The organism is Azospirillum halopraeferens DSM 3675, from assembly GCF_000429625.1.
Lineage (GTDB): Bacteria > Pseudomonadota > Alphaproteobacteria > Azospirillales > Azospirillaceae > Azospirillum > Azospirillum halopraeferens.
The window spans coordinates 241,102-266,258 of record NZ_AUCF01000006.1 but is presented as its reverse complement, the minus strand read 5'-3'; the positions used below and the strand labels follow the sequence as shown (position 1 = coordinate 266,258).

Below are 25,157 nucleotides of genomic sequence, written 5' to 3'. Positions count from 1 at the left end.
CCATGCAGTTCAAGAAGACCCCGGCTTTGCTCGGCGCCGTCGCGATGGCCGCGGCGCTGGCTTTCACCGCTCCGGTCGGCGCACAGACGGCGCCCGCGGCCGGAGCGGCCCTGCCGGCCCCGGTCATCGGCGTGCTCGACGTGCAGAAGATCCTGCAGGAATCCTCCGCCGCCAAGGGCATCCAGGGCGCGGTCGAGACGCAGCGCGACACCTACCAGAAGGAGATATCCTCTCTGGAGGAGAAGCTGCGCACCGCCGAAGCGGAACTGCGCAAGCAGCAGACGGTGCTGGCGCCCGACGCCTTCGCCGCCAAGCGCCGCGACTTCGAGAAGCAGGTCGCCGACGTGCAGCGCACCGTGCAGGCCCGCAAGCGCGCGCTCGACACCGCCCTGAACGAGGCGATGGGGCAGGTGCAGAAGAGCATGTACCAGATCATGATGGACATCGCCGGCAACCGCGGCATCAACGTGGTGCTGCCCAAGCAGTCGGTCCTGATCTTCGAGCCCAAGCTCGACCTCACCGAAGAGGTGCTGGGTAAGCTGAACGAGACGCTGCCCAAGGTGGCGGTCAGCATTCCCAAGCAGTGACCGGGCGCGGGACCGGCCGCCGGTTCGGCGGCCGGCTTGGCGATTGATCCTGTCGGCGAAATGGGGCAAAAGGGCGCGAACTCCGGGCGCGCCCGGTATGACGGTTACGGAAAGCGGATAGACGGACGATGGACGCGGCGGCAGAGAACGGCCCGGGCCAGGGCGGCGGGGTGGAATACGACATCACCCGGGTCATGCAGATGATCCCGCACCGCTACCCGATGCTGATGATCGAACGGGTCATCGACGTGGTGCCGAACGAGAGTGCGGTCGGCGTCAAGAATGTGTCCATCAACGAGCCGTTCTTTGCCGGCCATTTCCCCTCGCGGCCGGTCATGCCGGGCGTCATGATCATCGAGGCGATGGCACAGACCGCCGCCGTTCTCGTGGTGTCGACGCTGGGCCCCGATGCCGAAGGCAAGCTGGTCTATTTCATGACCGTGGACGAGGCGCGCTTCCGCCGGCCGGTCACGCCGGGCGACCAGCTTCACATCCATGTGTCGAAGGTGCGCCACCGCGCCAACGTCTGGAAGTTCAGGGGCGAGGCGAAGGTGAACGGTACTCTGGTGGCCGAAGCGACCTATTCCGCCATGATCCTGGACGAGAAATGAGCGTCTCGATCCATCCCTCTTCCGTCGTCGACCCCGCCGCCCGGCTGGGCGAGGACGTCACCATCGGCCCGTTCTGCACGGTGGGCCCCCACGTCACCCTGGGGGACCGGGTGCGCCTGGTGTCGCACGTGGCGGTGGACGGCCGCACCAGCGTGGGGGAGGGGACGGTCATCTATCCCTTCGCCTCCATCGGTCAGCCGCCGCAGGACCTGAAGTACCGCGGCGAGCCGTCGGAACTGGTGGTCGGGCGCTTCAACCAGATCCGCGAAAGCGTCACCATGAACACCGGCACCGAGGGTGGCGGCATGGTGACCCGCGTCGGTGACCATGGCCTGTTCATGGTGGGGGCGCACGTCGCTCACGACTGCATCGTCGGTGACCACGTCATCCTGGCCAACAACGCCACGCTGGGCGGGCACGTGAGTGTTGGCGATTACGCCATCCTCGGTGGCCTGTCGGCGGTGCACCAGTTCGTGCGCATCGGCGCCCACGCCATGATCGGCGGCATGTCCGGGGTGGAGAACGACGTCATCCCCTACGGACTGGTGATGGGCGAGCGGGCCCGGCTGGCCGGCCTCAACCTGGTGGGGCTGGAGCGCCGCGGCTTCGGCAAGGACGAGGTGCGGGCTCTGCGCACCGCCTACAAGGCGCTGTTCACCTCGGCCGGCGACACCTTCGCCACCCGGCTGGACGAGGTGGAGCGGGAGTTCGGCGCCACGCCGCTGGTTGGGCAGGTGCTGGCGTTCATTCGCAGCAAGACGTCACGGCCGCTGCTGCAACCGGGCCGCGACGGCGCCTGATCCCGAAATCGGGAGACCAGCGATGAAGGACCGCGGGGCCGGACTCGGCATTCTCGCGGGCGGCGGCGTTCTGCCGGCCCGTCTGGCGGCAGCGGTGCAGGGCACCGGCCGCGCCGTTTTCATGGTCGCATTCGAGGGGCACACGGACCCTACGGCGGTGCAGGGCGTCCCCCATCTGTGGAGCCGCTTCGGCGCCGCCGGATCGATCATCGACCGCCTGCGCCGGGAAGGGGTGACGGAGCTGGTCTTTGCCGGCCCGGTGCGCCGCCCGTCGCTGGGCGAACTGCTGCCGGACTGGCGCACCGCCCGCTTCCTCGCCCGCGTCGGCACCAAGGCGTTCGGCGACGACGGCTTGCTGCGCGCCGTGACGCGGGAGCTGGAGGAGGAGGGGTTCCGCGTCGTCGGCCTGCACGAGATCCTCGGCGACCTGCTGACCCCCGCCGGCCCCGTCGGCCGCCTCGGCCCCGACGAGGGAGCGCGCCGCGACATCGCCCGCGGCATCGAGGTGGCGCGCGGCCTGGGGGCGCTGGACGTGGGACAGGGCTGCATCGTGCAACAAGGCATCGTCCTGGCCGTCGAGGCCGTAGAAGGCACCGACGCGATGATCGGCCGCGCCGGTCCCCTGCGGCGGCCGGGCCCCGGTGGCGTGCTGGTCAAGATGCGCAAGCCGCAGCAGGACCGGCGGCTCGACCTGCCGACCATCGGCACCGCCACCGTGGAGAACGCCGCCGCCGCCGGTCTGGTCGGGGTGGCGGTGGAGGCCGGGGGCAGCCTGATCGTCGACCGCGCGGCGGTGGCGGAGCTGGCCGACCGGCTGGGCCTGTTCGTCGTCGGCGTGGAGGCGCCGATATGACGGCGCCGCTGGTTTTCCTGATCGCCGGGGAGCCGTCGGGCGACGCGCTGGGGGCGCGGTTGATGGCCGCCCTGAAGCGCCTGACCGGAGGCAACGTCCGCTTCGCCGGGATCGGCGGCGAGCGCATGGCGGCGGAAGGGCTCGACTCCCTGGTGCCGCAGGCGGAGCTGGCGCTGTTCGGCGTGGTGGAATTGCTGCCGCAGCTTCCCAACCTCATCCGCCGTCTCAACCAGACCACCGCCGAGGTGCTGCGCCTGCGGCCGGACGTGCTGGTCAGCATCGATTCGCCGGGCTTCACCGTCCGCGTCGCCAAACGGGTGCGGGCCGCCGCCCCGGACATCGCGCTGATCCACTACGTCGCCCCCACGGTGTGGGCGTGGAAGCCGAAGCGGGCGGCGAAGTATGCGGCCATCTACGACCATCTGCTGGCGATCCTGCCCTTCGAACCGCCCTATTTCGAGCGCGAGGGCCTGCCCTGCACCTTCGTGGGCCATTCGGTGGTCGAGAGCGGCGCGGGGGCGGGGGATGGCGCCGCCTTCCGCGCCCGCCACGGCATCGCGCCGGACGCCCGCGTCGTGGCGGTGCTGCCCGGCAGCCGGCGCGGCGAGGTCCGGCGCCTGCTGCCCGACTTCCGCGCCACGCTGGAGCGGCTGTGGCCCGCCCATCCGACCCTGATGGCGGTGGTGCCGACGGTGGCCACCGTGCGCGAACATGTGAGGGACGAGGTTGCCGGCTGGCCGCTGCGCACCATTGTGGTGGAGGGCGAAGCGGAGAAGCACGATGCCTTCGCCGCTGCCGAGGCGGCGCTTGCGGCGTCGGGCACGGTGGCCCTGGAACTGGCGCTGGCCGGCCTGCCGGCGGTCATTGCCTACCGCCTGAACCCGCTCACTGTGGCGGTGTACCGCCGCCTGATCAAGGTGAAGTACGTGAACCTGGTCAACCTGATGCTCGACCGCATGCTGGTGCCCGAGCTGCTGCAAGGGGACTGCCGGCCCGATCGCCTGGCGGCGGCGCTGGGCCGCCTGCTGGACGATCCGGCGGCGCGGCGGGAGCAGGTGGAAGGGGTGGCGGAGGTGGCGCGCTGGCTCGGGCGCGGCGGAACGCCACCCAGCGAGCGTGCTGCCCGCGTCGTCCTCGACGTCATCGAACGACACAAGATGAAGATGCAAGGAGGCAGAGAATGAGCACCGAAACCGGACAGTTCCGGATGCTGCACACCATGCTGCGGGTCCTGGACCTGGACAAGTCGCTGGACTTCTACACCCGCCTGCTGGGCATGAAGCTGCTGCGCAAGTCCGACTATGAGGGCGGCCGCTTCACCCTGGCGTTCGTCGGCTACGGCGAGGAGTCGGACACCACGGTTCTGGAACTGACCCACAACTGGGACCAGAAGGAGCCCTACGATATCGGCACCGCCTATGGCCACATCGCCATCGGCGTGCCGGACATTTACAAGACCTGCGAGCAACTGGCCGCCGAAGGCGTGAAGATCCCCCGTCCGCCCGGCCCGATGAAGCACGGCTCCACCGTCATCGCCTTCATCGAGGATCCTGACGGCTACAAGGTCGAGCTGATCGAGCGGGCGTAAACCTCCGAAGCCGGGTTCGGACGTCAAGACGTACCGAACCCGGCATCAATCATTTCCCGTCATGGTCGACCGCCCGCCGGTCACCACATCGGAGCGGCGGCGCGTCTCGCGCTGCAGGATGTAGAGGCCGCTCAGGGCCACGATGCCGGCGCCGATCACGGCCGAGACCTCCGGCAATTCCCCCCACAGCAGCCAACCGAACAGCACCGCCCACAGCAGGGAGGTGTAGTTGAAGGGCGCCACCGTTGCCGCCTGGGCCAGCGAATAGGCCCGCGTCAGAAAGAGTTGGGCCATGCCCCCCACCAGCCCGGTCAGGGCCAGCAGCATGAAATCCCCGGGCGTCGGCGTCACCCAGGCGAAGGGCAGGGTGCAGGCGGACATCAGGGTGGTGAGGACGGTGAAGTAGAAGACGATGGTGTTGGGCGGCTCCGACCGGCTCAACTGGCGGATCGCCACCATGGCCAGGGATTGGCAGAAGGCGGCGGCGATGGCGACCGCGGCCCCCAGTTCCAGGACCGCGCCGGTGGGGCGGACGATGACCAGAACCCCGACGAAGCCGACAGCGACGGCGCTCCAGCGGTGGACGCCGACCTTCTCGCCCAGCAGGGGCACGGACAGCGCGGTCAGGATCAGCGGCGTGGTGAAGTTCAGTGCGATCGCGTCGGCCAGCGGCAGCAGTGCGAAGGACCAGAACATCAGCATCATCGCGCACAGCCCGATGGCCGAACGCCAGACGTGGCCCAGCGGCCGTGCCGTGCGCAGGGTTGCGGCGCCGCCCTGCACGGCCACCGCCACGACCACGGGAACCAGGGCGAAAGCGTTGCGGAAGAAGCTGATCTCGGTCACCGGATAGGTGTCCGACAGCGTCTTCACCAGCACGTTGAGAATGGAGAACAGGAACACCGACACCAGCATCATCAGGATGCCGAGCGATGCGTTGTCCGTTCTGCGAAAGGGGGGCGTCGAGGCGGTCACGCGCCGGACGTTAGCAGACGCACACGCCCGCGTCACCGCAGGGTGACGCGGATGCGCCATGCCGGGGCGGAATGCCCCCGGGGGTCAGCGGAAGTGCAGCATTGCCTTGATCTCGGCTTCGGCGGCCAGCCAATGGTCCATTTCCCGGCCGGCGGGACGGCCGTCCTTCTCCCACAGCTCGTAGGCGCGCTCCTGGATCATGCGGGTCTGCTCGCCGCGCAGCAGCCCTTCCGCGATGTGCATGTTGATGCGCGCCAGCGCGATCAGCTTCGCCGCCTCGATCTCGCCCGTACCCGCCTCCATGGTGGTGGCCGACACGTATTGGGCGAGGTGGGTGAGGTTGTCGCGCACCTCCTGCGGCAGGGCCACGCCCTCGCTCTGCACCACGGTCTTGATCGCGACCCAGAGCTTCAGATTGTGGTCGAGCGCCAGATTGACCTTGGCCGGGCTGTCGGCCTCGATCAGCAGGGTCGCCGCCTGCATCAGCGATAGGGAGTCCTGTTCGGGCGTCGAGAAGTTGCTGCGCAGGATGGCGTCGGCACCCGATTCGGTGGCCGTGGTGTCGATGGTCTCGGCGGTGGCGATCTTGCGCTTGGCCATGGTGCTGCCCCTTGCTCGTGGCGGTGCGTCGGACCCTCGGGGACCGCCCCGGCGGGATTCGCGCAGTTGTCCGGCAAGCACTAGACCGCCACCCTCTTAAAATAGGGTTAAGGACAAAATGGGGGCAGCGTGAACATTATGGGACGAGGGACCCGAAGGGCAGACGGAAGGTGAAGCTGAAGACATTGTCGCTCACCCGGTCCTCGGCACGGTTGCCGGAGCCGGTGATGCGGCTGTAGCCCAGCGCCAGCCGCGCGTCGTTGGAGAACTCGTAGCCCAGTTCGATCTGCGACCGGATTTCCAGATTGCCGCGGGACTCGGCCGGGGACAGGGGAACGTATCCGGCACCGATGCTGGGGGTGAAGGTGAAAGACCCGAGGGGGACATCCAGCAACAGACCGCCCGTGCCGGCCAGACGGCCGTCGGGGGCCGGCTCGGTGGTGACCCAGGGCTTAAGGGTGGCGTAGGGCTCCATCCAGGGGACGAGCGCGCCGCCCATGCGGAACTTGTCGTGCAGGTCGCCCAGCCGGTCGGCCCTGTCCGGGGGAAGCACCGTCTGCGGCAGGGCCCCCAGCATCCACCGCGGCCGCTCGCCCGCGGCGGCGTCGGTCGTCTGCGCGGCGACCGGCAGCGCGGCGCCGGCCACCGCCAGCCCCGTTCCCAGCAGCACCGAAACGGCCAATCGACGACGGCTCACGGCCGGCACTCCTTTCCCCTTGGAACGGCCTGCGCGACCGCGGCCGCCCCACACGACAAGCATGCACCCGAAAGGTTTCAATACCCTTGATAATATTGGGCGCTTCCGGCGTCTGCGCAATCGGGCGGAACGCACTAACCCTTCAATGTTCCACCGTCCTACCCGAAGAAGCCGATGCGCTGGGTGATGGCCGACCCGGTGCGCAGGATCAGGTCGGCCAGCCCGGTCATCGGGCGGAAGATCCGTTCGTTCTCCTGACGATAGTCCTGGCTCTCGTCGCTGACATAGGTGGCCGGTGCGCCGAAGTCGGTGTCTTCCAGCGCCAGATCGGTGGTGGCGGGAAAGATGACCTGGAGCTGCTCCACGGCGGTGGCGACGTCCAGGTGCAGGATGCGGTTGATCACCCGGTCTCGCGTCGTCTGGTGCTGGCTGGAAAAGTCGGGGATGTGGGTGGCGAGCCGGAAGACCTCGTGGATCAGCGCCAGGCGCACGGCGTGCAGCAGGCGCATGCCGGTGCGCGTGCGCTCACTCACCAGCGCCGCGCAGCCGGGGCCCGTGCGCTCCAGCCCGTCGCGCAGGATCGTGTAGTCCCGGAACAGCTTGCGGTAGATGCGCGACTGGCGCTGGTGGGTTGGGTTGTCCTCCAGGTGTCCGGCGAGCCGGCGCATCTCCTCCGCCCGCACGCGGTCGCCGGCGCGGGCCGCCAGCGTCAGCCACAGGCCGGGGTCGAGCGTGTCGACGTACGCTTTCAGCGCCGCAGGGTCGGCGATGCCGAAGCCGTACTCCACCACCCCCATCAGTTCCCGGAAGCGGCGGGAACGGGCGTACAGGGCGGCGAAATGCTCGGGGTCCTTGTCGATGGCCGCCCCCACGCCGCCCAGGGTGTTGGCCGGCAGCCCCAGTTGCTGAAGGATGGCGTTGTGGGGAATCGCCCGGATCTGCGACACCGACTGCTGGTCGATGTTCTCCGCCGCACCGTCGTATTGCCGTTTGAAGGCGCGGCTGCCCGACGGGTACAGCAGGTTCGCGCCGAAGGCGGACACCAGGACGGCGTAGTTCGGGTCCTCCACCAGGGACACCTGGAACTCCTTCACCGTCGTGAAGAACTCGGTGATGTAGTCGTTCTCGGCGTAGAACGGGTCGTCGCGGCCGCCGTCGCGGCGGCCCAGCATGTATTCGACGATGCGGGTGACCACGGCGAAGGCCGTTGCCTCGGTGGTGAAGTACAGGAACCCGTCGCCGCCCTGAAAACTGGTCTCCTGCTTGAACGCCACGCCCTGATCGTCCAGCGCCTGAAGCCAGGCGGGCGGAGCGGTGTAGGACAGCCGCTCGTCGAAGCGGCCGGGATGGGCGCCGCGGCCGATGGATTCGCCGTGGGTGTCGAAGATGACGAGTTGCACGTCCTTCAGCCCGTGGCGGGCGAACAGGCGGGCGATGCGGTTGCGCAGCCGCTCGATGGAGGCGGCGGCCGGCGCCTGGCCGAGGTAGCGCCCGGCGTCGGAATAGCCGGTCTGGATGCACAGCCGGCCGCGCTTCTGCACGTACGCCTTGAAGTGCGGGTTGTCGAGCAGGGCGTCGATGACGCGGCTGCCCAGTTCCAGCGCCCGTTCCGTCTCGAACAGGGGGGAGATGTCCAGCCGGTCCTCGATGCCGAACAGCCGGGCGTAGTACAGCGCCGTCAGCACCGTGAAGGCGGTTTCCGTCTCGGCGATCAGGAAGCGCACGGGCTTCGTGGCGTCGGCGTACGTCAGCATCTGCGCCACCACCATGAACAGGCGCTTGGCGGAGGTGCGCTCGACGATCAGGGAGCCGAAATTGATGGTCGCCGGCTCCACCTTGTCGAGAAGCTGCGACAGGGCGGTGAGGTAGGACTGGCGGTAGCGCGGGTCGTCGGGTGACGATTGCAGCCCCACCGCCTTGCGGATGGCGTTGTGCAATTGGGTGGAGTTGATGCGCACATGAGTGTGCGCCAGCCCCAGGCCATAGTTTGCCATCTCCGCCCGCAGCACGCACAGGCGCGCCACGCACGCCGTCGCCTCCGGGCCGCGCCCGCCCAGCAGGCGGATCGCCCGGTTCACCCGCTCGATCAGGGCGCCGGCGTGCACCAGGCGGAACGCGTGGTCCTCGTGCATGCGCCGGGCGATGCGGCGGATGTGGCGGTAGGCGTCGGCCCGCGTCGGGTCGTGCCCGGCGAAGACCTGCAACTCGTCGGTGACTTCGTGGTTGGCCAGGACGAGACGGGATTCGATCTGCTCCAGGGTGTGGCGCAGCTCCTCGTCGGCCGGCGCGGCGGCCCGCACCGCCTGCACCTCCGCCAGGTAATGGCGCAGTTGCAGCGCCTGCACCTTCAGGCGCTTGTGCAGCGTGTCCGTCCACTTGATGTCGGAGCGGCCGTCGATGTCGTAGCCGACCCAGCTCGCCACCGTCAGCAGGGCGGGTGTGAGTTCCGACCAACGGTCGGGCCAGATCTCCGCGGCCACATCGAAGATGATGCCGTACAGGCGGCGCAGCGCCTTGCCGATGGTTTCCAGGGCCAGCAGCGACAAGCGGTGTTCGCGCGACAGGTCGATGCCGGTATCGGGCCGGTGTTCCGATTCCACCACCGACGCCAGCAGGGCGGTCCGGCGGTCCTCGTCGAGGGGCGCTCCCGCCTCGTCCCGGCCGGTGGCCAGGCAGGCCAGCGCCGTCATCAGCTCACCCGACAGGTTGAAGGTGGGGTGCGCGGTGATGACGATGCCGAACACCTCGCGCTCCACCGCCCGGCGGAACACCTCGAAGGGCACCGGCTCCTCCGCCCCGTCGGGCCGGGCCAGCCCGCGCACCAGGGCGCGCAGCCGGGCGGCGTTGACCTCCGGGTCCGTCTCGCCCAGCTTGGCGGCGAAGCGGTCGGCGCGGTCGATCAGACCCTCCACCGACAGGTATTGGACGAGATGCTCCAGCCGGCCGAAATCGAGGGTGCCGGCGGCGAGGCGCCGGTTGATCTCCAGCGCCAGATGCAGCACCGGGTTGGTGAAGGGGTCTTCTTCGTTCTCCCGCACGAAGCGTTCCAGGCACCCGGTCAGCTCGGCGGCGCAGTCGGCGGCGTCGAAGCCCTCCGGCACCGGGAAGCGAACCGCCCCCGGGGCGAGCAGCGGCGCTGTGGTCGGCAAGGGCCGGGCCGGCACCGGTGGCGGCGCGGCCGGTGCCGGGGAGGGGTGCCGGCGGGCGTCACGGCCGCGGGCGGATTTGGTCTCGGCCTCGGTCATCGGCGGGTCCTCGCGCGGCGGTGGAGCAAAGGGAGGATGCGGGTCGTTTGCAAGCCCTGTCAACGGCCGGTTTGTGCGATGCGGGATCACCGCCCCCCGGCAAGCCGTTTGCCGCCGCTGCCGGCGTTCGCTAGAGTCGCCCGGTCGGACACGGGTGGAGGGTGCGGTGAGCGTCGATCTCTGGCTGGTTTATGTGGTTGCGGCCATCGGGCTGTCGCTGACGCCCGGCCCCAACGGTCTGCTGTCGCTGACCCATGGCGTGCGCTTCGGCTTCGCGCGGACGGTGGCGACGGCAGCCGGCGGCGTCACCGGATTCATGGTGCTGGTCGCCGCGTCGCTGGCCGGCCTGGGCGTGCTGCTGGCGGCGTCGGAAATGGCGTTCACCATCGCCAAATGGGTCGGTGCCGCCTACCTCGTCTATCTCGGCGTCCGGCTGTGGCGCGCCCCGCCGCCCCGCGTGCCGGAGGATGGCGCGGCTCCGGCGACGGAGGAGGTCGGGGTGGCGCGGCTGTTCGTCCAGGGCTTCCTGGTCGCCGTGTCCAACCCCAAGGCGCTGATCTTCTTCGCCGCTTTCCTGCCGCAGTTCATGCGCCCCGAGGATCCGTTCTGGCTGCAGTTCCTGGTGCTGGGGGGCACCTTCGCGGTGGTGGAGTTCCTCTATGAGCTGGCGCTGGCCGGCGCGGCGCAACGCCTGGCACCCTGGCTGGGGCGCAACGGACGCTGGTTCAACCGGGTGACGGGCACCACGTTCATCGGCATCGGCGGCCTGCTGACCACGGCCAGCCGCACCTGAACGTGCGCCACCGTGCCGCGAGGAGGAGGCCCATGACCGACGCTGACTCCGATGTCGACGCCGCCGGCGGCCAGGACGCCGTCATCGCCTTCCTGGAGGACCCGGGCACCCACGGCGGCCAGCCGGTGGAGCGCATTGACACCCACGGCGCCATCGTGTTTCTGGCCGGCGACCGGGCACTGAAGCTGAAGAGGGCGGTGCGCTTTCCCTACATGGACTTCTCGACCCGCGAGCGGCGCCGCGCCGCCTGCGAGGCGGAACTGGCGCTGAACCGCCGCACCGCCCCTGACCTCTACCGGGCGGTTGAGCCCGTGGTGCGCCGTTCCGACGGCACCCTGGCCACGGGCGGCAGCGGCGCCGTGCTGGACTGGGTGGTGGTCATGCACCGCTTCGACGGCGACCGGCTGTTCGACCGGATGGCCGGGCGCGGGGCGTTGACACCCGACCTGATGCGGCACCTGGCCGACGCCATCGCGGCCTTCCACGCCGCCGCACCGGAGCGACGTGACGCCGGCGGTGCGGCGGCCATGGCCGCTGTCTCGGACGGCAACCTGGCGGAGCTGGCGCAGTCCCCGGCCCTGTTCCCGCCGCCCCTGGTGGATCGGCTGGCGGCGGCGTCGCGCACCGCCCTGGCACGGCACGGGGCTTTGATGGACGCCCGGCGGGACGCCGGGCGGGTGCGCCACTGCCACGGCGACCTGCACCTGCGCAACATCGTGCTGCACGACGGCCGGCCGACCCTGTTCGACTGCATCGAGTTCGACGACTCCCTGGCGGTGGTCGACGTGCTGTACGACCTCGCCTTCCTGCTGATGGACCTGGACCACCGGGGCCTGCGGCCGCTCGGCAACGCGGTGCTCAACCGCTATCTGGAGGTGACGGGGGAGCATGGCGGCCTGGCGCTGCTGCCGCTGTTCCTGTCGGTGCGGGCGGCCGTGCGCGCCAAGGTGGACGCCGCAGCCGCCGCGGCGCAGGAGGACGGGGAGCGGGCGGCGGGCCTGCGCGCCGACGCGCGGCGCTACCTGGAGCAGGCGCTGGCCTCCCTGGAGCCGCCGCCGCCGCGCCTGGTCGCCGTCGGCGGCCTGTCGGGCACCGGCAAGACAACGGTCGCCCGCGGCCTGGCGCCCGCCATCGGCCCGGCGCCGGGGGCGGTGGTGTTGCGCAGCGACGTGCTGCGCAAGCGCCTGCACGGTGTCGCGGAGACCACCCGCCTGCCGCCCGAGGCATACACCCCCGCCGCCACCGCCGCGGTGTATGCTGCCATCGCCGATGCGGCGGCGGCGGCGCTGGCGGCCGGGCACGCGGTGGTGGCCGACGCCGTGTACGCCCGCCCGGAGGAACGGCAGGCCATCGCAGCGGTGGCGGCGGCGGCCGGCGTACCCTTCCACGGGGTGTGGCTGGAGGCGCCGGCGCCGGTGCGGGAGCAACGGGTCACCGGCCGTTGCGGCGACGCGTCGGACGCCACGGCGGAGGTGGTGCATCGGCAGGAGTCCTACGATCCGGGCCCCCTCGACTGGGTGCCTGTGGCGGCCGGCGGTGACCCCGCCGCCGTGCTCGACGCCGCCCGCGAAAGGCTGTCCTAACCCTTTCGCAGCGGACAGACGGGGGAATCCCGGCGTATGATGCCGGGGATTGGGGCGCCCGGGCGCCCGCGACCTGCACGTGCAGGGACTACGAACGAAGGGCCTGCCCGAGACGGCCCTTGGGGGGAATGACCGTGTCCTTGAAAACGATCCTTGTGCCGCTGGCGGGCACCGACACCGATCCGGTCGCGCTGTCGGCGGCGATGTCCGTCGCGCGCTCCTTCGATGCGCACGTCGATGCGCTGTTCGTGAAGCTGGATCCGCGCGACGCCGTTCCGATGCTGGGCGAAGGCATGTCCGGCGCCATGGTGGACGAGATCATGCGCGCCGCCGAGGCCGAGGCGAACTCCCACCTCAGCGTGGCGCGCGGGGCGTTCGAGGCGGCCGTTCAGGGCGCCGGCATCGATCTGCGCGACATCCCGGCCGCCGAGCCCGCGGCGTCGGCGCGCTGGCGCGAGGTGGTGGGGCGTGCGGAGGAGGTGGTGCCGCGCGAGGGGCGGCTCAGCGATCTGCTGGTCTTCGCCCACACCGCGCTGGACACCGAAGGGCAGACGCTGGCCACGGTGGAATCGGCCCTGCTGGCGTCGTCCCGCCCGCTTCTGCTGGCGCCCAAGGACGGGCCGGCCACCATCGGCCGCTCCGTGGCCGTGGCCTGGAACGGCAACGCCGAGGCGGCGCGGGCCGTCGCCGACGCCATGCCTTTCCTGCGCCGGGCCGATGCGGTCCACATCCTGACGGCGGAGACGTCGGTCACCGAGGCTGCGACCGGTCGACGCATTGCCGATTATCTGGCTTGGCACGGGGTTAACTGTCAGTTAACTATTGTTAAAACCGGATCGGAGCCCGTCGGCCAGAGCCTGATGGTGAAGGCGACGGAACTGGGCGCCGACCTGGTCGTCATGGGCGGGTACGGCCACAGCCGCATGCGCGAAATGATCCTCGGCGGTGTGACCCGATACGTCCTCAACCACGCCGGCCTGCCGGTGCTGATGGCCCATTGACGCGGGCCCCCCGGACGACGGGGGCGCCGCCGGGTCGCCGGCGCACGGGCGAGGCTTCGCCGCAAGGCGGGCGTTCGCTCGTGCGCCGGGGGTCGTCACTCCCGAAGGGCCGGTATACCGACCCCGGGAGGAACCGTGTCATGCTGACCATCGACGACTGCATCGGCCTCAGCGGCCTCACCGAAGCCGAGATCGACGCCATCGCCGAACACGAACACGTTCCGGAAATGCTGGCCGTCGAGCTGGGTTGCTGCCTGGAAGGCAGTGCCGACGGGCAGCGCCGAATCGCCACCTACATCCGTGACGACATCGAACGGGCGCGGCGGCGCGGCAACATGCGCCACGCCGGCGAACTGTCGCTGGTCCTGTGCACGTTCATGGCCCACCATCCCGCCCTGTACACCGGGCGCAATGCCGTCGCCTGAGGCCGTCGGACCCGGCGTGCGGGCGGGGCGGAGAAGGGCGCACCATGCAAGGTGCAGCAACGGGGAGGAATACCATGCCGCTCAGGAAGATCCGCCTGGAACTGGCGCGCACGCCGCAGCATCCCGAAGGGAGCGCCGATCACGGATATGAGTTCGTCGCGCCGCTCACCGCCGACGGCCACTTCGACGCCGAGGAGTGGCGGCAGGCCCGCGACCGCTGCACGGTGCGCCGGTTCTGGCGCGGCGAGGCGCCCATGGACGGACGGCTGATCCACCGCGGCAGCCGTTGGGCCTTCCATTACGACGATGAGGACGACGAGGAGGAGCCGATCTTCCGCTTCGACCGTCACACCTTCAACCCCGGTGACTATGTATCGATCACCGAGCACGACGGGGAACTGCGGACGTTCCGGGTGGCCAGCGTGCGGTGACCGGCAGCGGGGCGCGTCACGCCCCGCTGCGGCGCTTCGCCCGGGCGGCTTCGCGCGCCCATTCGACGACGACGGTCAACAGATGCTCCAGGCACGGACGCACCAGGGCCGCGCGGTCGTCGCGATATCGGAAGGGCGCGTCCTCTTCCATATAGGTGTGCTGCGAGAGTTCGAGTTGGACGGTATGGATGTCCCCGTCGGGATTGCCATAGGCGCGGGTGATGTAGCCGCCCTTGAAGCGACCGTTGAGCACGCTGCTGTAGGCGTCGGTGACGCTGAGCACGTTCATCATGCGCGACGCCAGCGTCGGGGAGGCGCTGGCGCCGTCGGCGGTGCCGACGTTGAAGTCGGGCAGGTCCCCCTCGAAGAAGCGCGGCACGCGGGAGCGGATGGAGTGTGCGTCGAACAGCACGGCGACGCCGAAGCGGGCGCGCAGCGCCTCCAGTTCGCCGCGCAGCCGGTCATGGTAGGGCCGCCAGTACGTCTCGATGCGGCTGGCCACCTCGGCGGCGTCCGGCTCCTCGCCGTCGCGGTACAGGGGTACGTGGTCGAAGGTGGTGAGGGGGCACAGTTCCGTGTTGTCGGCCCCCTGATACAGCGCCGCCCCGCCGGGATCGCGGTTCAGGTCCACCACATAGCGTGAGACGGTCGCCTTCAGGTAGCCGATCCCGAGGGCGGGGGCGAAATGGTACAGCCGGTCGAGGTGCCAATCGGTGTCCGGCACCGCCCGCGCCGCATCGGTCATGCGCGCCGCGACATCCGGCGGCAGAGCCGTGCCGACGTGGGGAATGCTGAGCAACACCGGCGTTTCACCGGGCTGGAAACGGTACGTGTCCATCGGGGCGACCTCGCAGCGGCACGGAAGTTTGCCGCACTGCGAAATTATGGGAATGCCGGCGCGCGACGTCAAATCGTATTACGTTTCTGTTATGCCATTTGACGGCGCAGCGGGGGGCTGCGTGGTGTGCGGTGCATGCACGATCGGTGGATTGCCCGGGGCCTTCGGCCTATAGTCGCCCACTCCATTCCCAAGCGGTCCTTCGTCCCGTGCCTTTCGATCCCCTGTCGCTTGCCCTGTTCGGCCTCGTTCTCCTGATTGCCGGCGTCAGCGCCGGTGTCCTGGCCGGCCTGCTGGGCGTCGGCGGCGGTATCGTGATCGTACCGGTGCTGTTCCATCTGCTCGGCCTGATCGGGGTGGAGGAGCACGTCAAGATGCACCTGGCCGTCGGCACGTCGCTGGCGTCGATCATTCCCACCTCGATCTCCTCGATCCGCTCCCACATCAGGCGCGATTCGGTCGACCGGGACCTTCTGCGGTCCTGGGCGCCCTGGGTGGCGCTGGGGGTGCTGGTCGGCACGGTGCTGGCCGGCGCGATGCGCGGCGCCGTGCTGACCGCGGTGTTCGCCGTGGTGGCCCTGGCGGTGGCCGTCCATATGACGGTCACCACCCAGGAAACCCGCCTCTCCGACACGCCGCCGCGCGGCGTGTTCAAGGGCCTGACGGCCGCGACCATCGGTGCCTTTTCGGCGATGATGGGGATCGGCGGCGGCACGCTGACGGTGCCGACGCTGGTGCTGTGCAACTATCCCATCCGGCGGGCGGTCGGCACGTCGGCGGCACTGGGGCTGATCATCGCGGTGCCCGGCTCCATCGGCTTCATCATCGCCGGCCTGGATGCGCCGGGGCGTCCGCCCCTGTCGCTGGGCTACGTCAGCCTGCTGGGCCTGTTGCTGATCGCACCGGTGAGCATGCTGACCGCTCCATTGGGGGCACGCCTGGCGCACAGTCTGGACCCCCGGAATCTCCGCCGGGCCTTCGCCTTTTTCCTCGGGCTGACGTCGCTGCGCATGTTCTACGGGCTGTTGACGTAGCCCGCCGACTCCGCAACACTCCACCCCAATCAAGAACCGTCGCCGGACGGCACGCCGCAGGCCGCGACAGGCAAGACCCGGAACGATCGGGCACCGTCACCCGGGAGCGCCTGCGTCATCCATGGGGAGGATTGCCATGACGACGCGCCGACAGGTGCTTATGCCCCTGGCTCTCGCGCCCGTTGCCGGCTGGGCCATCTGGTCCGTCGGCGCCGCGGAGCCCGTACATCCCGTCAGCCGCTTCCATTTGCCCGCCGATCCTTTCACCGCCCCGTGGCGGGATTTGGCGCAGGCCCGCCTCAATCACCGCGCCGAACCCGAGTTCCCCGCCGCCGTGCGGGAGCTGGAGGGGCTCACCGTCCGGCTGCGCGGCTTCATGGTGCCCCTGCGCGAGGGCACCCGGCACAGCCGCTTCATTCTGGCGGCCAACCCGGTCGGCTGCCCCGCCTGCGAGCGGCCGGGCCCGGCCACCATGGTGCGGGTGGAGGTGCGCGAGCCTCTGGCGGAGAGCCGGAATCCCCTGGTGATTGCTGGAACCCTGCGCCTGCATCCGCACGACGGCCTGTTCTACCGGCTGGACGGGGCGGAGCCGCTCTATGGTTGACGGGGCGGAGCCCCTCTATGGTTGACAGGGGCGGTCGCCGTCAGGCGGCGATCGCCCCCGTCCGGTTGAGGAGCCGCGCCAGCGAGTCGAGGCGGCGCTGCACCACGTCGCCATCGAGGACGCCGGCGTCCTCCGGCAGGGTCAGCACCAGCTTCTCCTCATCCAGGCGCAGGCTGGTCTGCTGCAACAGGGCGGCGGCGCCGCCGGTCAGGGTGTGGGCGAGACGCAGCGCCAGACCCAGCACATGGGCCTTCATCGCCTGCGCCTCCGACACCAGCGCGCGCGCCCCGGCGACGGTGGCGCCGTCCAGCGTGCCAGCGTAGCGAGCGTAGACGGCCAGCGCCAGGAAGGCGCGCTCGCCATGGTCGATGCCGGGGAAGGGGAAGCGCAGGATGCGCAGGAACGCGTGATCGGCGCGGTAGTCCGGGTGTTCCGCCCAGCCCAGGTCGGACAGCAGGCAGGCGGCGTGGCGCAGGCGTTGCGCCGGCTGGTCCTCACCGGCGAACAGGCCGCCGGTCCAACTGACGAGCAGGGCCGCGTCACCGAATCGCCCGAAGCGCTGGGACCAGTCGGCGCTGGCCGTCAGCAACGGGTCCTGCTGCTGCAGGTCGGGCGGCAGCAGGCCGTAGAGGTGCCCTTCGCGCAGCCCGTAGGCGGAGAACACCACCTGCGACGGACCCACCGCCCGCAGCAGGCGCTCCAGCACCAGGGCGGCGTAGGGCAGGGTGTCGATTCGCCGGCGCGATCCCGACGTCATCTTCTCCAGCGACGACTTGCTCTGCCGCGCCAGCAGCGCCGCGAACTCCCGCGCCTCGTCGCCGGGCACGCAGTAGTGATGGATGATGTGCAGCGGGTGGCCGGTCTGCTCCATGTGCAGCTTGGCCAGGGCGCGCCAGCTACCGCCCACGGGGTGGAAGGGGCGGCCGCGGACCGCCTCCAGCCAGTCCAGCCGGGCGAAGTGCTGGTCGATGGTGCGGGTCAGCCCGTTGGAACGGCCTCCCGACGCCTCCATCAGGCGCAGCGGACCCAGCGGCAGGGTCACCTGGCGGCCGATGACGCCGTGGTCGAGGCTGACCAGTTCCAGGCTGCCGCCGCCCAGGTCGCCCACCAGGCCGTCGGCACCGGGCGTGCCCGACAGCACGCCCATGGCGGCGGTCCGCGCCTCCTCCTCGCCGGAGATGACGCGCACGGCGAGCCCGGTGGTGTCCCGCACCGCCGTAACGAAGTCGGCACCGTCCTCGGCGTCGCGCACCGCGGCGGTGGCGATCACGTCGAGACGGCCGACCCGCATGCCCCGGGCAAGCTGTTCGAACCGCCGCAGATTCTGCAGGGCCTGGGTGACACCGGCGGGGTTGAGGCGGCCGGTCTTCTCCACGCCGCGGCCCAGCCCGCACAGGACCTTTTCGTTGAACACGGGCAGGGGCGACCGCTTCAGGCCGTCGTAGACGACGAGGCGGATGGAGTTCGAGCCGATGTCGATGACCGCGACGCGTTCGGACCGGTCGGGTCCGGCAGCGGCGCGGTCGGGGGAACCGGAAGCCATGCGTTACGACACCGTTTTGAGACGCAGACGCGGCGGCGTGCGCTTGCTGGTCAGCGCGGAGCCCCGGCCCGACATGCTCGGGTTGGTCATGAAGTAGCTGTGGACGTTGAACGCGTCGCTGCCAGCCGCGACGCGGGTGTACACGCCGTCGGGGCCCAGCGTCCAGGACTGCGCCTCGTCCTTCAGGTTGGCGACCATGATCTGGTCCAGCACCTGCTCGTGCACCGTGGGATTCTCCAGGGGCACCAGCGTCTCGATCCGGCGGTCCAGGTTGCGCGGCATCCAGTCGGCCGAGGAGATGTAGATCCTGGCGTGCGGGCTGGGCAGGGCGTGACCGTTGGCGAAGCAGACGATGCGGCTGTGCTCCAGGAAGCGGCCGACGATGCTGCGCACCCGGATGTTCTCCGACAGCCCCTTGATGCCCGGCCGCAGGCAGCAGATGCCGCGCACCACCAGGTCGATCTGCACCCCCTTCTGCGAGGCTGCGTAGAGCTTGTCGATGATCTCCGCATCGACCAGGGAGTTCAGCTTCACCCAGATCTGCGCGGGCTTGCCGGCCTCGGCGTTGGCGATCTCGGCGTTGATCAGCCGGACGAGCTGCTGGCGCAGCGTGATCGGCGCGATGGCGATCTTCTCCAGCACCTTGGGCGTGGCGTAGCCGGTCATGTAGTTGAACATGACGGCGGCGTCATGGCACAGCGCCGGATCGCAGGTGAAGTACGAGATGTCCGTATAGATCTTGGCCGTGATCGGGTGATAGTTGCCGGTGCCGAAGTGGACGTAGGAGCGCAGCGCCTTGTTCTCGCGCCGCACCACCAGGGAGACCTTGGCGTGGGTCTTCAGGTCGACGAAGCCGTAGACCACCTGGGCGCCGGCACGCTCCAGCGCGCGGGCCCAGCTGATGTTGGCCTCCTCGTCGAATCGGGCCTTCAGCTCCACCAGCGCGGTCACCGACTTGCCGGCCTCGGCCGCCTCGATCAGGGCGGCGACGATGGGGGAATCCTTGCTGGTGCGGTACAGGGTCTGCTTGATCGCCACCACCTGCGGGTCGCGCGCCGCCTGGCGCAGGAACTGCACCACCACATCGAAGCTCTCGTAGGGGTGATGGACCACGATGTCCTTGTGGCGGATCGCCGCGAAGCAATCGCCGCCGAAGTCGCGGATGCGCTCCGGGAATCGGGGGTTGAAGGGGCGGAACACCAGGTCCGGCCGCTCGTCCACGATGAGCTGCTTGGTGTCGGACAGGCCGATCAGCCCGTCCAGCACGAACACGTCGTCGGAGTTGACGTGCAGCTCGTTGCGCAGGAACTCCCGCAGGTCCACGGCCATGCCGGAATCCACCGCCAGCCGGATGACGCTGCCGCGCCGCCGCCGCTTCAGGGCCGATTCGAAGGTGCGGACCAGATCCTCGGCCTCTTCCTCGATCTCGATCTCACTGTCGCGCAGGATGCGGAACACGCCGTGCGCCTTGACCTGGAACGGCGGGAACAGGCGGTCGATGTAGGCGAGGACCGTCTTCTCCAACTGGATGAAGCGGATCTCCGAACCGGGCAGGCGGATGAAGCGCTCAAGCTGCGCCGGCAGGGGCACCAGCGCGTCCAGGTGGGTGCCCTTCACCGGATCGTGGAGCTGCAGGGCCAGGGAGAATCCCAGGTTGGGGATGAAGGGGAAGGGGTGCGCCGGATCAACGGCGATGGGTGTGAGGATGGGGAAGATGTCGTCGAGGAACCGGGCCTCCAGCCAGTCGCGCTCGGCGTCGCTCAGCTCCTCCGCCTCGACCACCGCAATGCCGGCCTCGGCCAGATGATCGCGCAGCACCCGCCACATGGCCTGCTGGTCGCGCATGAGGTCGATGATGCGCTGGTTCACGGCCGAGAGCTGCTGGGCCGGCGTCAGCCCTTCGGGTGTCGGCGTCTTGACCCCCGCGGCCACCTGTCCCTTCAGGCCGGCCACCCGGACCATGTAGAATTCGTCGAGGTTGCTGGCCGAGATCGACAGGAAGCGCAGGCGTTCGAGAACGGGGTGATTCGGATTGGCCGCCTCCTCCAGCACGCGTTGATTGAAGGCCAGCCAGGAAATTTCGCGGTTTATGAAGCGGTCCGCCGAATGGGGATCGATGGAGAACGCGTCGATGTCCTGCACGTCGGTCAAGGCAGCCTCGCTGCTGGTTCGGAGTTGGCACGTGGCGTCGGGCGAAGGAGAATCCTAACCCAACTCCATGACGTTTTGGGGACTCCGTTTTTATCCGGCAGCCGCATGACGCTCATTGGTCGCACCCACAATCGATCGGAACCGCCCACCATGAAGACACTCTATCTGCTGCGCCACGCCAAATCCTCCCGCGACGACCCGAGCCTTGCGGACCACGACCGTCCCCTGGCGCCGCGCGGCCGCAAGGCGGCGCCGCGGGTCGGCGCCTACATGAAGGCCAACGGCATGCGGCCCGACCTGGTGATCGCCTCCACCGCGCTCCGGGCCGCCGACACGGCGGACCTGGTGCTGGCCGCCATCGGGCACGATGTTCCGGTGGAACGGGAACATGGGCTCTATCTCTGTGGTTCCCATGTTCTGCTGGAACGGCTGCGCGATGCGCCGGATACGGTGGCGGCGCTGATGCTGGTGGGCCACAATCCCGACCTTCACGAACTGGCGACCCTGCTGGCCGGCGAGGGGCCGCCGAAGGCGCTGGCCGCGATGCGCGAGAAGTTCCCCACCGGCGCGTGCGCCGTGCTGGCCTTCGACCGGGCCCGCTGGTGCGAGGTGGATGCAGGCTCCGGCCGCCTGATCGACTGGATCGTGCCGCGCGGGCTGGCCTGATACCAACGGCACCTGAAGGGTGCCGTTGGTATCACCCTCACGATCAATGCCAAGGCATTGATCTGCCGGGTTTCACGGCCGAAAAGTGATGGAAGTGATCATTTTCCGGCCGTATGACGCCACCGTCTGCGGTATGCAACCCGCGACCGCAGCGGCGACCGAGGAGCACGCCTTGTCGACCGACCCGACCACACCGCCCCCCGCCGGCGCCCTGGCCCGAGAGGTCGAGCTGACGTTGCAGCTCGACCCGGCGGACCTTGCCCGCGTCGCCGACCTGCCGCTGCTGCGCGGTCGGGCGGATGGGCCCCCGGTGACCGGCCGGCTGCACACGGTCTATTACGACACACCCGACGGCCGCCTGTTCGGGCGCGGTGTAGCCCTGCGCCTGCGGGACGAGAGCGGGCGCCGCATCCAGGGGCTGAAGACGGTGGGGGGCGATCCCGACGGTGATTCGGCCGGGGTGGCGGTGCGGCGGGAATGGGAATGGCCGCTCGACGGCGCGGTGCCGGACCTCAGGCTGCTCGACGCCGAAGGCGCCGGAGCCCTGGTGCCGGAGGAGATCCGCGGCGACCTGGCGCCGGTCTTCGAGACCGACCTGCGGCGCACCGTATTCACGCTGCGCCCCGACGCCCTGACCGCGGTGGAGGTGGCCATCGACGACGGCGCCATCATCGCGGATGGCCGGCGCCAGCCCATCAGCGAGGTGGAGCTGGAACTGAAGTCCGGCCGCATCGGCCGGCTGTTCGACCTGGCGCTGGAGCTTCAGGGGCAGGTCCCCGTGCGTATCGCCACCGAGAGCAAGGCGGAGCGGGGCCGCCGCCTGCTGACCGGCGAGGCGCCGCAGCCGGTCGCCGCCGCGCCGCTGGCCCTGTCGCCGCTCACCACGGTGGCCGAGGCGTTCCGCCACATCGTGCGCAACTGCCTGCGCCACATGCTGGCCAACGAGGCGTGCGCGCTCGCCGGCGGCGACGTCGAGGGGGTGCACCAGATCCGCGTCGCCCTGCGCCGGCTGCGCACGGCACTGCGCCTGTTCGGCGACGTCATCAGCTCACCCGAGACGCCGCGCCTGCGCGCCGAGGCCCGCTGGCTGGCCGACCGGCTGGGGCCCGTGCGCGACCGGGACGTGGTGCTGGCGATGCTGGACGCGCTGGCCGCCGACGATCCGCCGCCCGGTCTCGGGGCGCTGGCGGCGGCAGTGCGTGCCGACCGTGCCCGCCCCGCGGCCGAGGCGCGCGCCGCCATCGGGGCACCGCGCGCCGCCGCGCTGGTGCTGGACCTGGGGGCCTGGCTGGAGGAGGGACGCTGGCACGCCGGCGCCGATGCCGCGGCCCGTGACCGGCGCGACCGGCCGATGGCCGAGCCGGCGGGGGCCTGGCTGGCGGCGCGCCACGCCCGCGCCCTGCGGACGGGCCGTCCGCCGGCCGGCGACGGGCGTGAGCGGGCGCGCCGTCACCTGCGCCGCCTGCGCTATGCCGCGGAGTTCTTCCGCGGCCTCTACCCCGCGGCGGCGGTGCGCCCGCTCCTGGACTCCCTGGATGCTCTGCTCGATGCGCTCGACGCGCTGCACGACATCCGGCTGGCCAGGGACCTGCTGGCCCGCATCGCCGCGTCCGATACCGATGCGGCGGTGGCGGCGGTGGTCCGGCGGCTGGACAAACGGGCTGCCCGCCACCGCAAGGCGCTGCCCGACCTGTGGGCGGCGTTCCGCGAGGCACCGCGGTTCTGGGGGTGACGGCACGGTGGCACCGGCCGGCGGGAATGGCTGCCCTGCGCGCGATGCAGGCGCGGGATGCCGCGCCGGCCGGGCGTCGGCGCCGCGGCTGCGTTAACAAGGGGCCGCCGGGTCCCTATACTCCCCGGCAACGACGCACCATCCGGGAGGAAGCACCATGCCGCTCGACACCGCCGAAAGCGCCGCCCGCCTCGGGCTCCGGGACCCCGGCCTGTTGCGCTTCCGGGCCTATGTGGACGGGCAATGGGTGGACGCCGACGGCGGCGGGACCATCCCTGTCACCGACCCCGCCGACGGCACCGTGATCGCCACCGTCCCCGACATGGGCGCCGCCGAGACCCGCCGCGCCATCGCCGCGGCGGAGCGCGCCTGGCCGGACTGGCGCGCCCGGACCGCCAAGGAGCGGGCCGCCGTCCTGCGCCGCTGGCACGACCTGATGATGGCTAACCAGGAAGACCTGGCGCGCATCATGACGGCCGAGCAGGGCAAGCCCCTGGCCGAGGCGCGCGGCGAGATCGCCTACGCCGCCTCGTTCCTGGAGTGGTTCGCCGAAGAGGGCAAGCGCGTCTACGGCGACACCATTCCCACCCATAAGGCCGGCACCCGAATCCTCGTCCTGAAGGAGCCGATCGGGGTCACCGCCGCGATCACGCCGTGGAACTTCCCGGCTGCCATGATCACCCGCAAGGCCGGGCCGGCGCTGGCCGCCGGCTGCCCCATGGTGATCAAGCCGGCCACCGCCACGCCGCTGTCGGCCTTCGCCATGGCCGAGCTGGCGGAGCGGGCCGGGGTGCCGGCGGGCATCCTGTCGGTGCTCACCGGCTCGGCCCGCGCCATCGGTGGCGAGATGACCGCCAACCCGGCGGTGCGCAAGCTGTCCTTCACCGGCTCCACCGAGATCGGCAAGCAGCTCATGGCGCAGTGCGCCGGCACCGTGAAGAAGATGTCGCTGGAACTGGGCGGCAACGCCCCCTTCATCGTCTTCGACGACGCCGACCTGGACGCCGCCGTGGTCGGGGCCATGGCATCGAAGTACCGCAATACCGGGCAGACCTGTGTGTGCGCCAACCGCCTGCTGGTGCAGGCCGGCGTCTACGACGCCTTCGCCGCCAAGCTGGCCGGGGCGGTCGCCGCCCTGAAGGTCGGTCCCGGCCTGACCACCGACGGGGCGCAGCAGGGGCCGCTGATCGACGCCGCCGCGGTGGAGAAGGTGGAGGAGCACATCCGGGACGCGCTGGACAAGGGCGCGCGCGTCGTCACCGGCGGCAAGCGCCACGCCCTGGGCGGCACCTTCTTCGAGCCGACCGTCCTGGCCGACGTCACCACTGCCATGAAGGTGGCCCGCGAGGAGACCTTCGGTCCCGTCGCCCCGCTCTTCCGCTTCGAGACGGAGGAGGAGGCGGTGCGCATGGCCAACGACACCGAGTTCGGGCTCGCAGCCTATTTCTACGCCCGCGACCTCGGCCGCGTCTGGCGGGTGGCGGAGCGGCTGGAGTACGGCATCGTCGGCATCAACGAGGGCATCATCTCCACCGAGGTGGCCCCCTTCGGCGGCGTCAAGGAGAGCGGCATCGGCCGCGAAGGCTCCCGCTACGGCATCGACGAGTTCCTGGAGATCAAGTACCTGTGCATGGGCGGCATCGGCGCCTGACGGTCGCGCCGGTCCTTGCCGGCGGACCGGTGTCAACGCCCTCCCCCGCCTCCGGCGGGGGAGGGCATTTGCGATGATGCGACCGCATACCCGCGGCTTCCTTTGACGTGTCCCGATTTCCTCCCGTAAGCTCGTTCGACCGCCCGCGCGATCGGGTTGCGGCGGAAACGGGGGAGGGCAGGGTGCGCATCCCGTGGCTGCGGCGCGGCGGGGACGACGGGTCCCTGAGGGTCCCTTTGGTGATCGCCGGCGTGCTTGCCGGCCTGGTGGTTCTCGGCGGCGCCGGGGCCGCCGTGATGTCCGTCGTCGAAAACCGGCGGATGGACCCCACAGCCCGTATGGGCCCCGCGAAGAACTACGCGGCATTGCCGCCCATGTCGTTCGCCATGAGCGGCGCGCGGTCCATGGACCTGAAGGTCAGGGTCGAACTGGACCCGGCGGTCGATCCGGGGATGACCGAGCCCTACGCCACCCGCATCGCCGACCGCCTGGGCGACCGCGTGCGCCTGATCGAGCCCGAGCGGTTGCAGGGGGCGGAGGGCGCGCGCCTGTTGAAGAGCACGATCATGTCCGTTATCGACCGGGAGATCCGCCCGCTGAAGGTGCGAGACGTGCTTCTGGAGAGCATGATCATCCGCTGAGGTCCATACCCCCGTGTCATCCGAGAGGCATAGCCGGGTTGGCGAAATTTAGCCGTGTGCACGACCGAAATAGCCGGTAGAAGGGGGCGCATCGGGCCACGTACGCCC

Annotated in this window: 24 protein-coding genes; 17 read left to right on the top strand and 7 right to left on the bottom strand. The window is 70.4% G+C overall.

All coding sequences use genetic code 11. From position 1 onward, the window contains the following. Positions 1-2: 2 nt before the first annotated feature. The 6 genes from G472_RS0109115 (at position 3) to gloA (ending at position 4,439) form a co-directional block, all read left to right on the top strand. Positions 3-587, top strand: coding sequence for an OmpH/Skp family outer membrane protein (locus G472_RS0109115; protein WP_029008141.1), 585 nt, complete (start codon positions 3-5; stop codon positions 585-587). Between the two features lie 128 nt (positions 588-715). Beyond that, positions 716-1,198: a 3-hydroxyacyl-ACP dehydratase FabZ gene (fabZ, locus tag G472_RS0109110; RefSeq protein ID WP_029008140.1), complete on the top strand. Its 483-nt coding sequence runs from the start codon at positions 716-718 to the stop codon at positions 1,196-1,198. After that, positions 1,195-1,998, top strand: coding sequence for an acyl-ACP--UDP-N-acetylglucosamine O-acyltransferase (lpxA, locus tag G472_RS0109105; protein ID WP_029008139.1), 804 nt, complete (start codon positions 1,195-1,197; stop codon positions 1,996-1,998). Before fabZ ends, lpxA begins: the two co-directional genes overlap by 4 nt. Before the next feature lie 22 nt (positions 1,999-2,020). Then, positions 2,021-2,851, top strand: a complete 831-nt coding sequence (locus G472_RS0109100) for an LpxI family protein (RefSeq protein WP_029008138.1) — start codon at positions 2,021-2,023, stop codon at positions 2,849-2,851. Next, positions 2,848-4,035 carry a lipid-A-disaccharide synthase gene (gene lpxB, locus G472_RS0109095; RefSeq protein WP_029008137.1) on the top strand — a complete coding sequence of 396 codons (1,188 nt, stop codon included), beginning with the start codon at positions 2,848-2,850 and terminating at the stop codon, positions 4,033-4,035. Before G472_RS0109100 ends, lpxB begins: the two co-directional genes overlap by 4 nt. Beyond that, complete coding sequence (gloA, locus tag G472_RS0109090) at positions 4,032-4,439, top strand: lactoylglutathione lyase (protein WP_029008136.1); 408 nt, start codon at positions 4,032-4,034, stop codon at positions 4,437-4,439. Before lpxB ends, gloA begins: the two co-directional genes overlap by 4 nt. A 45-nt stretch (positions 4,440-4,484) precedes the next feature. On the opposite strand, the gene G472_RS32120 is transcribed toward gloA, so the two are convergent. The 4 genes from G472_RS32120 to G472_RS0109070 all read right to left on the bottom strand — a co-directional run bounded on the left by G472_RS32120 (position 4,485) and on the right by G472_RS0109070 (position 9,956). Then, positions 4,485-5,414, bottom strand: coding sequence for a DMT family transporter (locus G472_RS32120; RefSeq protein WP_035691660.1), 930 nt, complete (start codon positions 5,412-5,414; stop codon positions 4,485-4,487). 84 nt (positions 5,415-5,498) lie between these two features. Then, positions 5,499-6,014 (bottom strand): DUF2934 domain-containing protein, encoded by a 516-nt coding sequence (locus tag G472_RS0109080; RefSeq protein ID WP_029008135.1) that lies wholly within the window; start codon positions 6,012-6,014, stop codon positions 5,499-5,501. 136 nt (positions 6,015-6,150) lie between these two features. Continuing rightward, the gene (locus G472_RS32115) at positions 6,151-6,711 is read right to left on the bottom strand and encodes a hypothetical protein (protein WP_156927048.1); all 561 of its coding nucleotides are present in this window, start codon (positions 6,709-6,711) and stop codon (positions 6,151-6,153) included. A 158-nt stretch (positions 6,712-6,869) separates the two neighbouring features. Then, positions 6,870-9,956, bottom strand: a complete 3,087-nt coding sequence (locus G472_RS0109070; protein ID WP_051340604.1) for a phosphoenolpyruvate carboxylase — start codon at positions 9,954-9,956, stop codon at positions 6,870-6,872. Positions 9,957-10,122: 166 nt separating this feature from the next. Between G472_RS0109070 and G472_RS0109065 the strand changes: the two genes are divergently transcribed. The 5 genes from G472_RS0109065 to G472_RS0109045 all read left to right on the top strand — a co-directional run bounded on the left by G472_RS0109065 (position 10,123) and on the right by G472_RS0109045 (position 14,189). After that, on the top strand, positions 10,123-10,749 hold the full coding sequence (locus G472_RS0109065; protein WP_029008133.1) for a LysE family translocator: 627 nt from the start codon (positions 10,123-10,125) through the stop codon (positions 10,747-10,749). A gap of 32 nt (positions 10,750-10,781) precedes the next feature. Next, complete coding sequence (locus tag G472_RS0109060; RefSeq protein ID WP_029008132.1) at positions 10,782-12,332, top strand: bifunctional aminoglycoside phosphotransferase/ATP-binding protein; 1,551 nt, start codon at positions 10,782-10,784, stop codon at positions 12,330-12,332. Positions 12,333-12,466: 134 nt separating this feature from the next. Continuing rightward, complete coding sequence (locus tag G472_RS0109055; protein WP_029008131.1) at positions 12,467-13,333, top strand: universal stress protein; 867 nt, start codon at positions 12,467-12,469, stop codon at positions 13,331-13,333. Between the two features lie 140 nt (positions 13,334-13,473). Further along, positions 13,474-13,758: a hypothetical protein gene (locus tag G472_RS0109050; protein ID WP_029008130.1), complete on the top strand. Its 285-nt coding sequence runs from the start codon at positions 13,474-13,476 to the stop codon at positions 13,756-13,758. A 74-nt stretch (positions 13,759-13,832) separates the two neighbouring features. Then, the gene (locus G472_RS0109045; RefSeq protein WP_029008129.1) at positions 13,833-14,189 is read left to right on the top strand and encodes a hypothetical protein; all 357 of its coding nucleotides are present in this window, start codon (positions 13,833-13,835) and stop codon (positions 14,187-14,189) included. Positions 14,190-14,205: 16 nt separating this feature from the next. Here G472_RS0109045 and hutG read toward each other — a convergent pair whose 3' ends face one another. Continuing rightward, positions 14,206-15,027 carry an N-formylglutamate deformylase gene (hutG, locus tag G472_RS0109040; protein WP_029008128.1) on the bottom strand — a complete coding sequence of 274 codons (822 nt, stop codon included), beginning with the start codon at positions 15,025-15,027 and terminating at the stop codon, positions 14,206-14,208. A gap of 209 nt (positions 15,028-15,236) precedes the next feature. Here hutG and G472_RS0109035 point away from each other — a divergent pair, with 209 nt between their 5' ends. Next, positions 15,237-16,061: a sulfite exporter TauE/SafE family protein gene (locus tag G472_RS0109035; RefSeq protein ID WP_051340603.1), complete on the top strand. Its 825-nt coding sequence runs from the start codon at positions 15,237-15,239 to the stop codon at positions 16,059-16,061. A gap of 136 nt (positions 16,062-16,197) precedes the next feature. Next, on the top strand, positions 16,198-16,665 hold the full coding sequence (locus tag G472_RS0109030) for a DUF3299 domain-containing protein (protein WP_035691657.1): 468 nt from the start codon (positions 16,198-16,200) through the stop codon (positions 16,663-16,665). 40 nt (positions 16,666-16,705) lie between these two features. Here G472_RS0109030 and G472_RS0109025 read toward each other — a convergent pair whose 3' ends face one another. Together G472_RS0109025 and G472_RS0109020 are read right to left on the bottom strand one after the other, a co-directional pair. Then, complete coding sequence (locus G472_RS0109025; RefSeq protein ID WP_029008125.1) at positions 16,706-18,208, bottom strand: Ppx/GppA family phosphatase; 1,503 nt, start codon at positions 18,206-18,208, stop codon at positions 16,706-16,708. 3 nt (positions 18,209-18,211) lie between these two features. Then, positions 18,212-20,359 carry an RNA degradosome polyphosphate kinase gene (locus G472_RS0109020; protein ID WP_029008124.1) on the bottom strand — a complete coding sequence of 716 codons (2,148 nt, stop codon included), beginning with the start codon at positions 20,357-20,359 and terminating at the stop codon, positions 18,212-18,214. Positions 20,360-20,509: 150 nt separating this feature from the next. On the opposite strand from G472_RS0109020, the gene G472_RS0109015 reads away from it, so the two are divergent. From G472_RS0109015 to G472_RS0109000, 4 genes are all read left to right on the top strand, one after another. After that, entirely contained in the window at positions 20,510-21,025 is a 516-nt protein-coding gene (locus G472_RS0109015; protein WP_029008123.1) for a SixA phosphatase family protein, read from the top strand. Between the two features lie 172 nt (positions 21,026-21,197). Beyond that, positions 21,198-22,757 carry a CYTH and CHAD domain-containing protein gene (locus G472_RS0109010; RefSeq protein WP_035691765.1) on the top strand — a complete coding sequence of 520 codons (1,560 nt, stop codon included), beginning with the start codon at positions 21,198-21,200 and terminating at the stop codon, positions 22,755-22,757. Between the two features lie 157 nt (positions 22,758-22,914). Continuing rightward, positions 22,915-24,408, top strand: a complete 1,494-nt coding sequence (gene gabD / locus G472_RS0109005) for an NADP-dependent succinate-semialdehyde dehydrogenase (RefSeq protein ID WP_029008121.1) — start codon at positions 22,915-22,917, stop codon at positions 24,406-24,408. A gap of 182 nt (positions 24,409-24,590) precedes the next feature. After that, entirely contained in the window at positions 24,591-25,049 is a 459-nt protein-coding gene (locus tag G472_RS0109000; protein ID WP_051340602.1) for a flagellar basal body-associated FliL family protein, read from the top strand. The last annotated feature ends 108 nt before the right edge of the window (positions 25,050-25,157 follow it).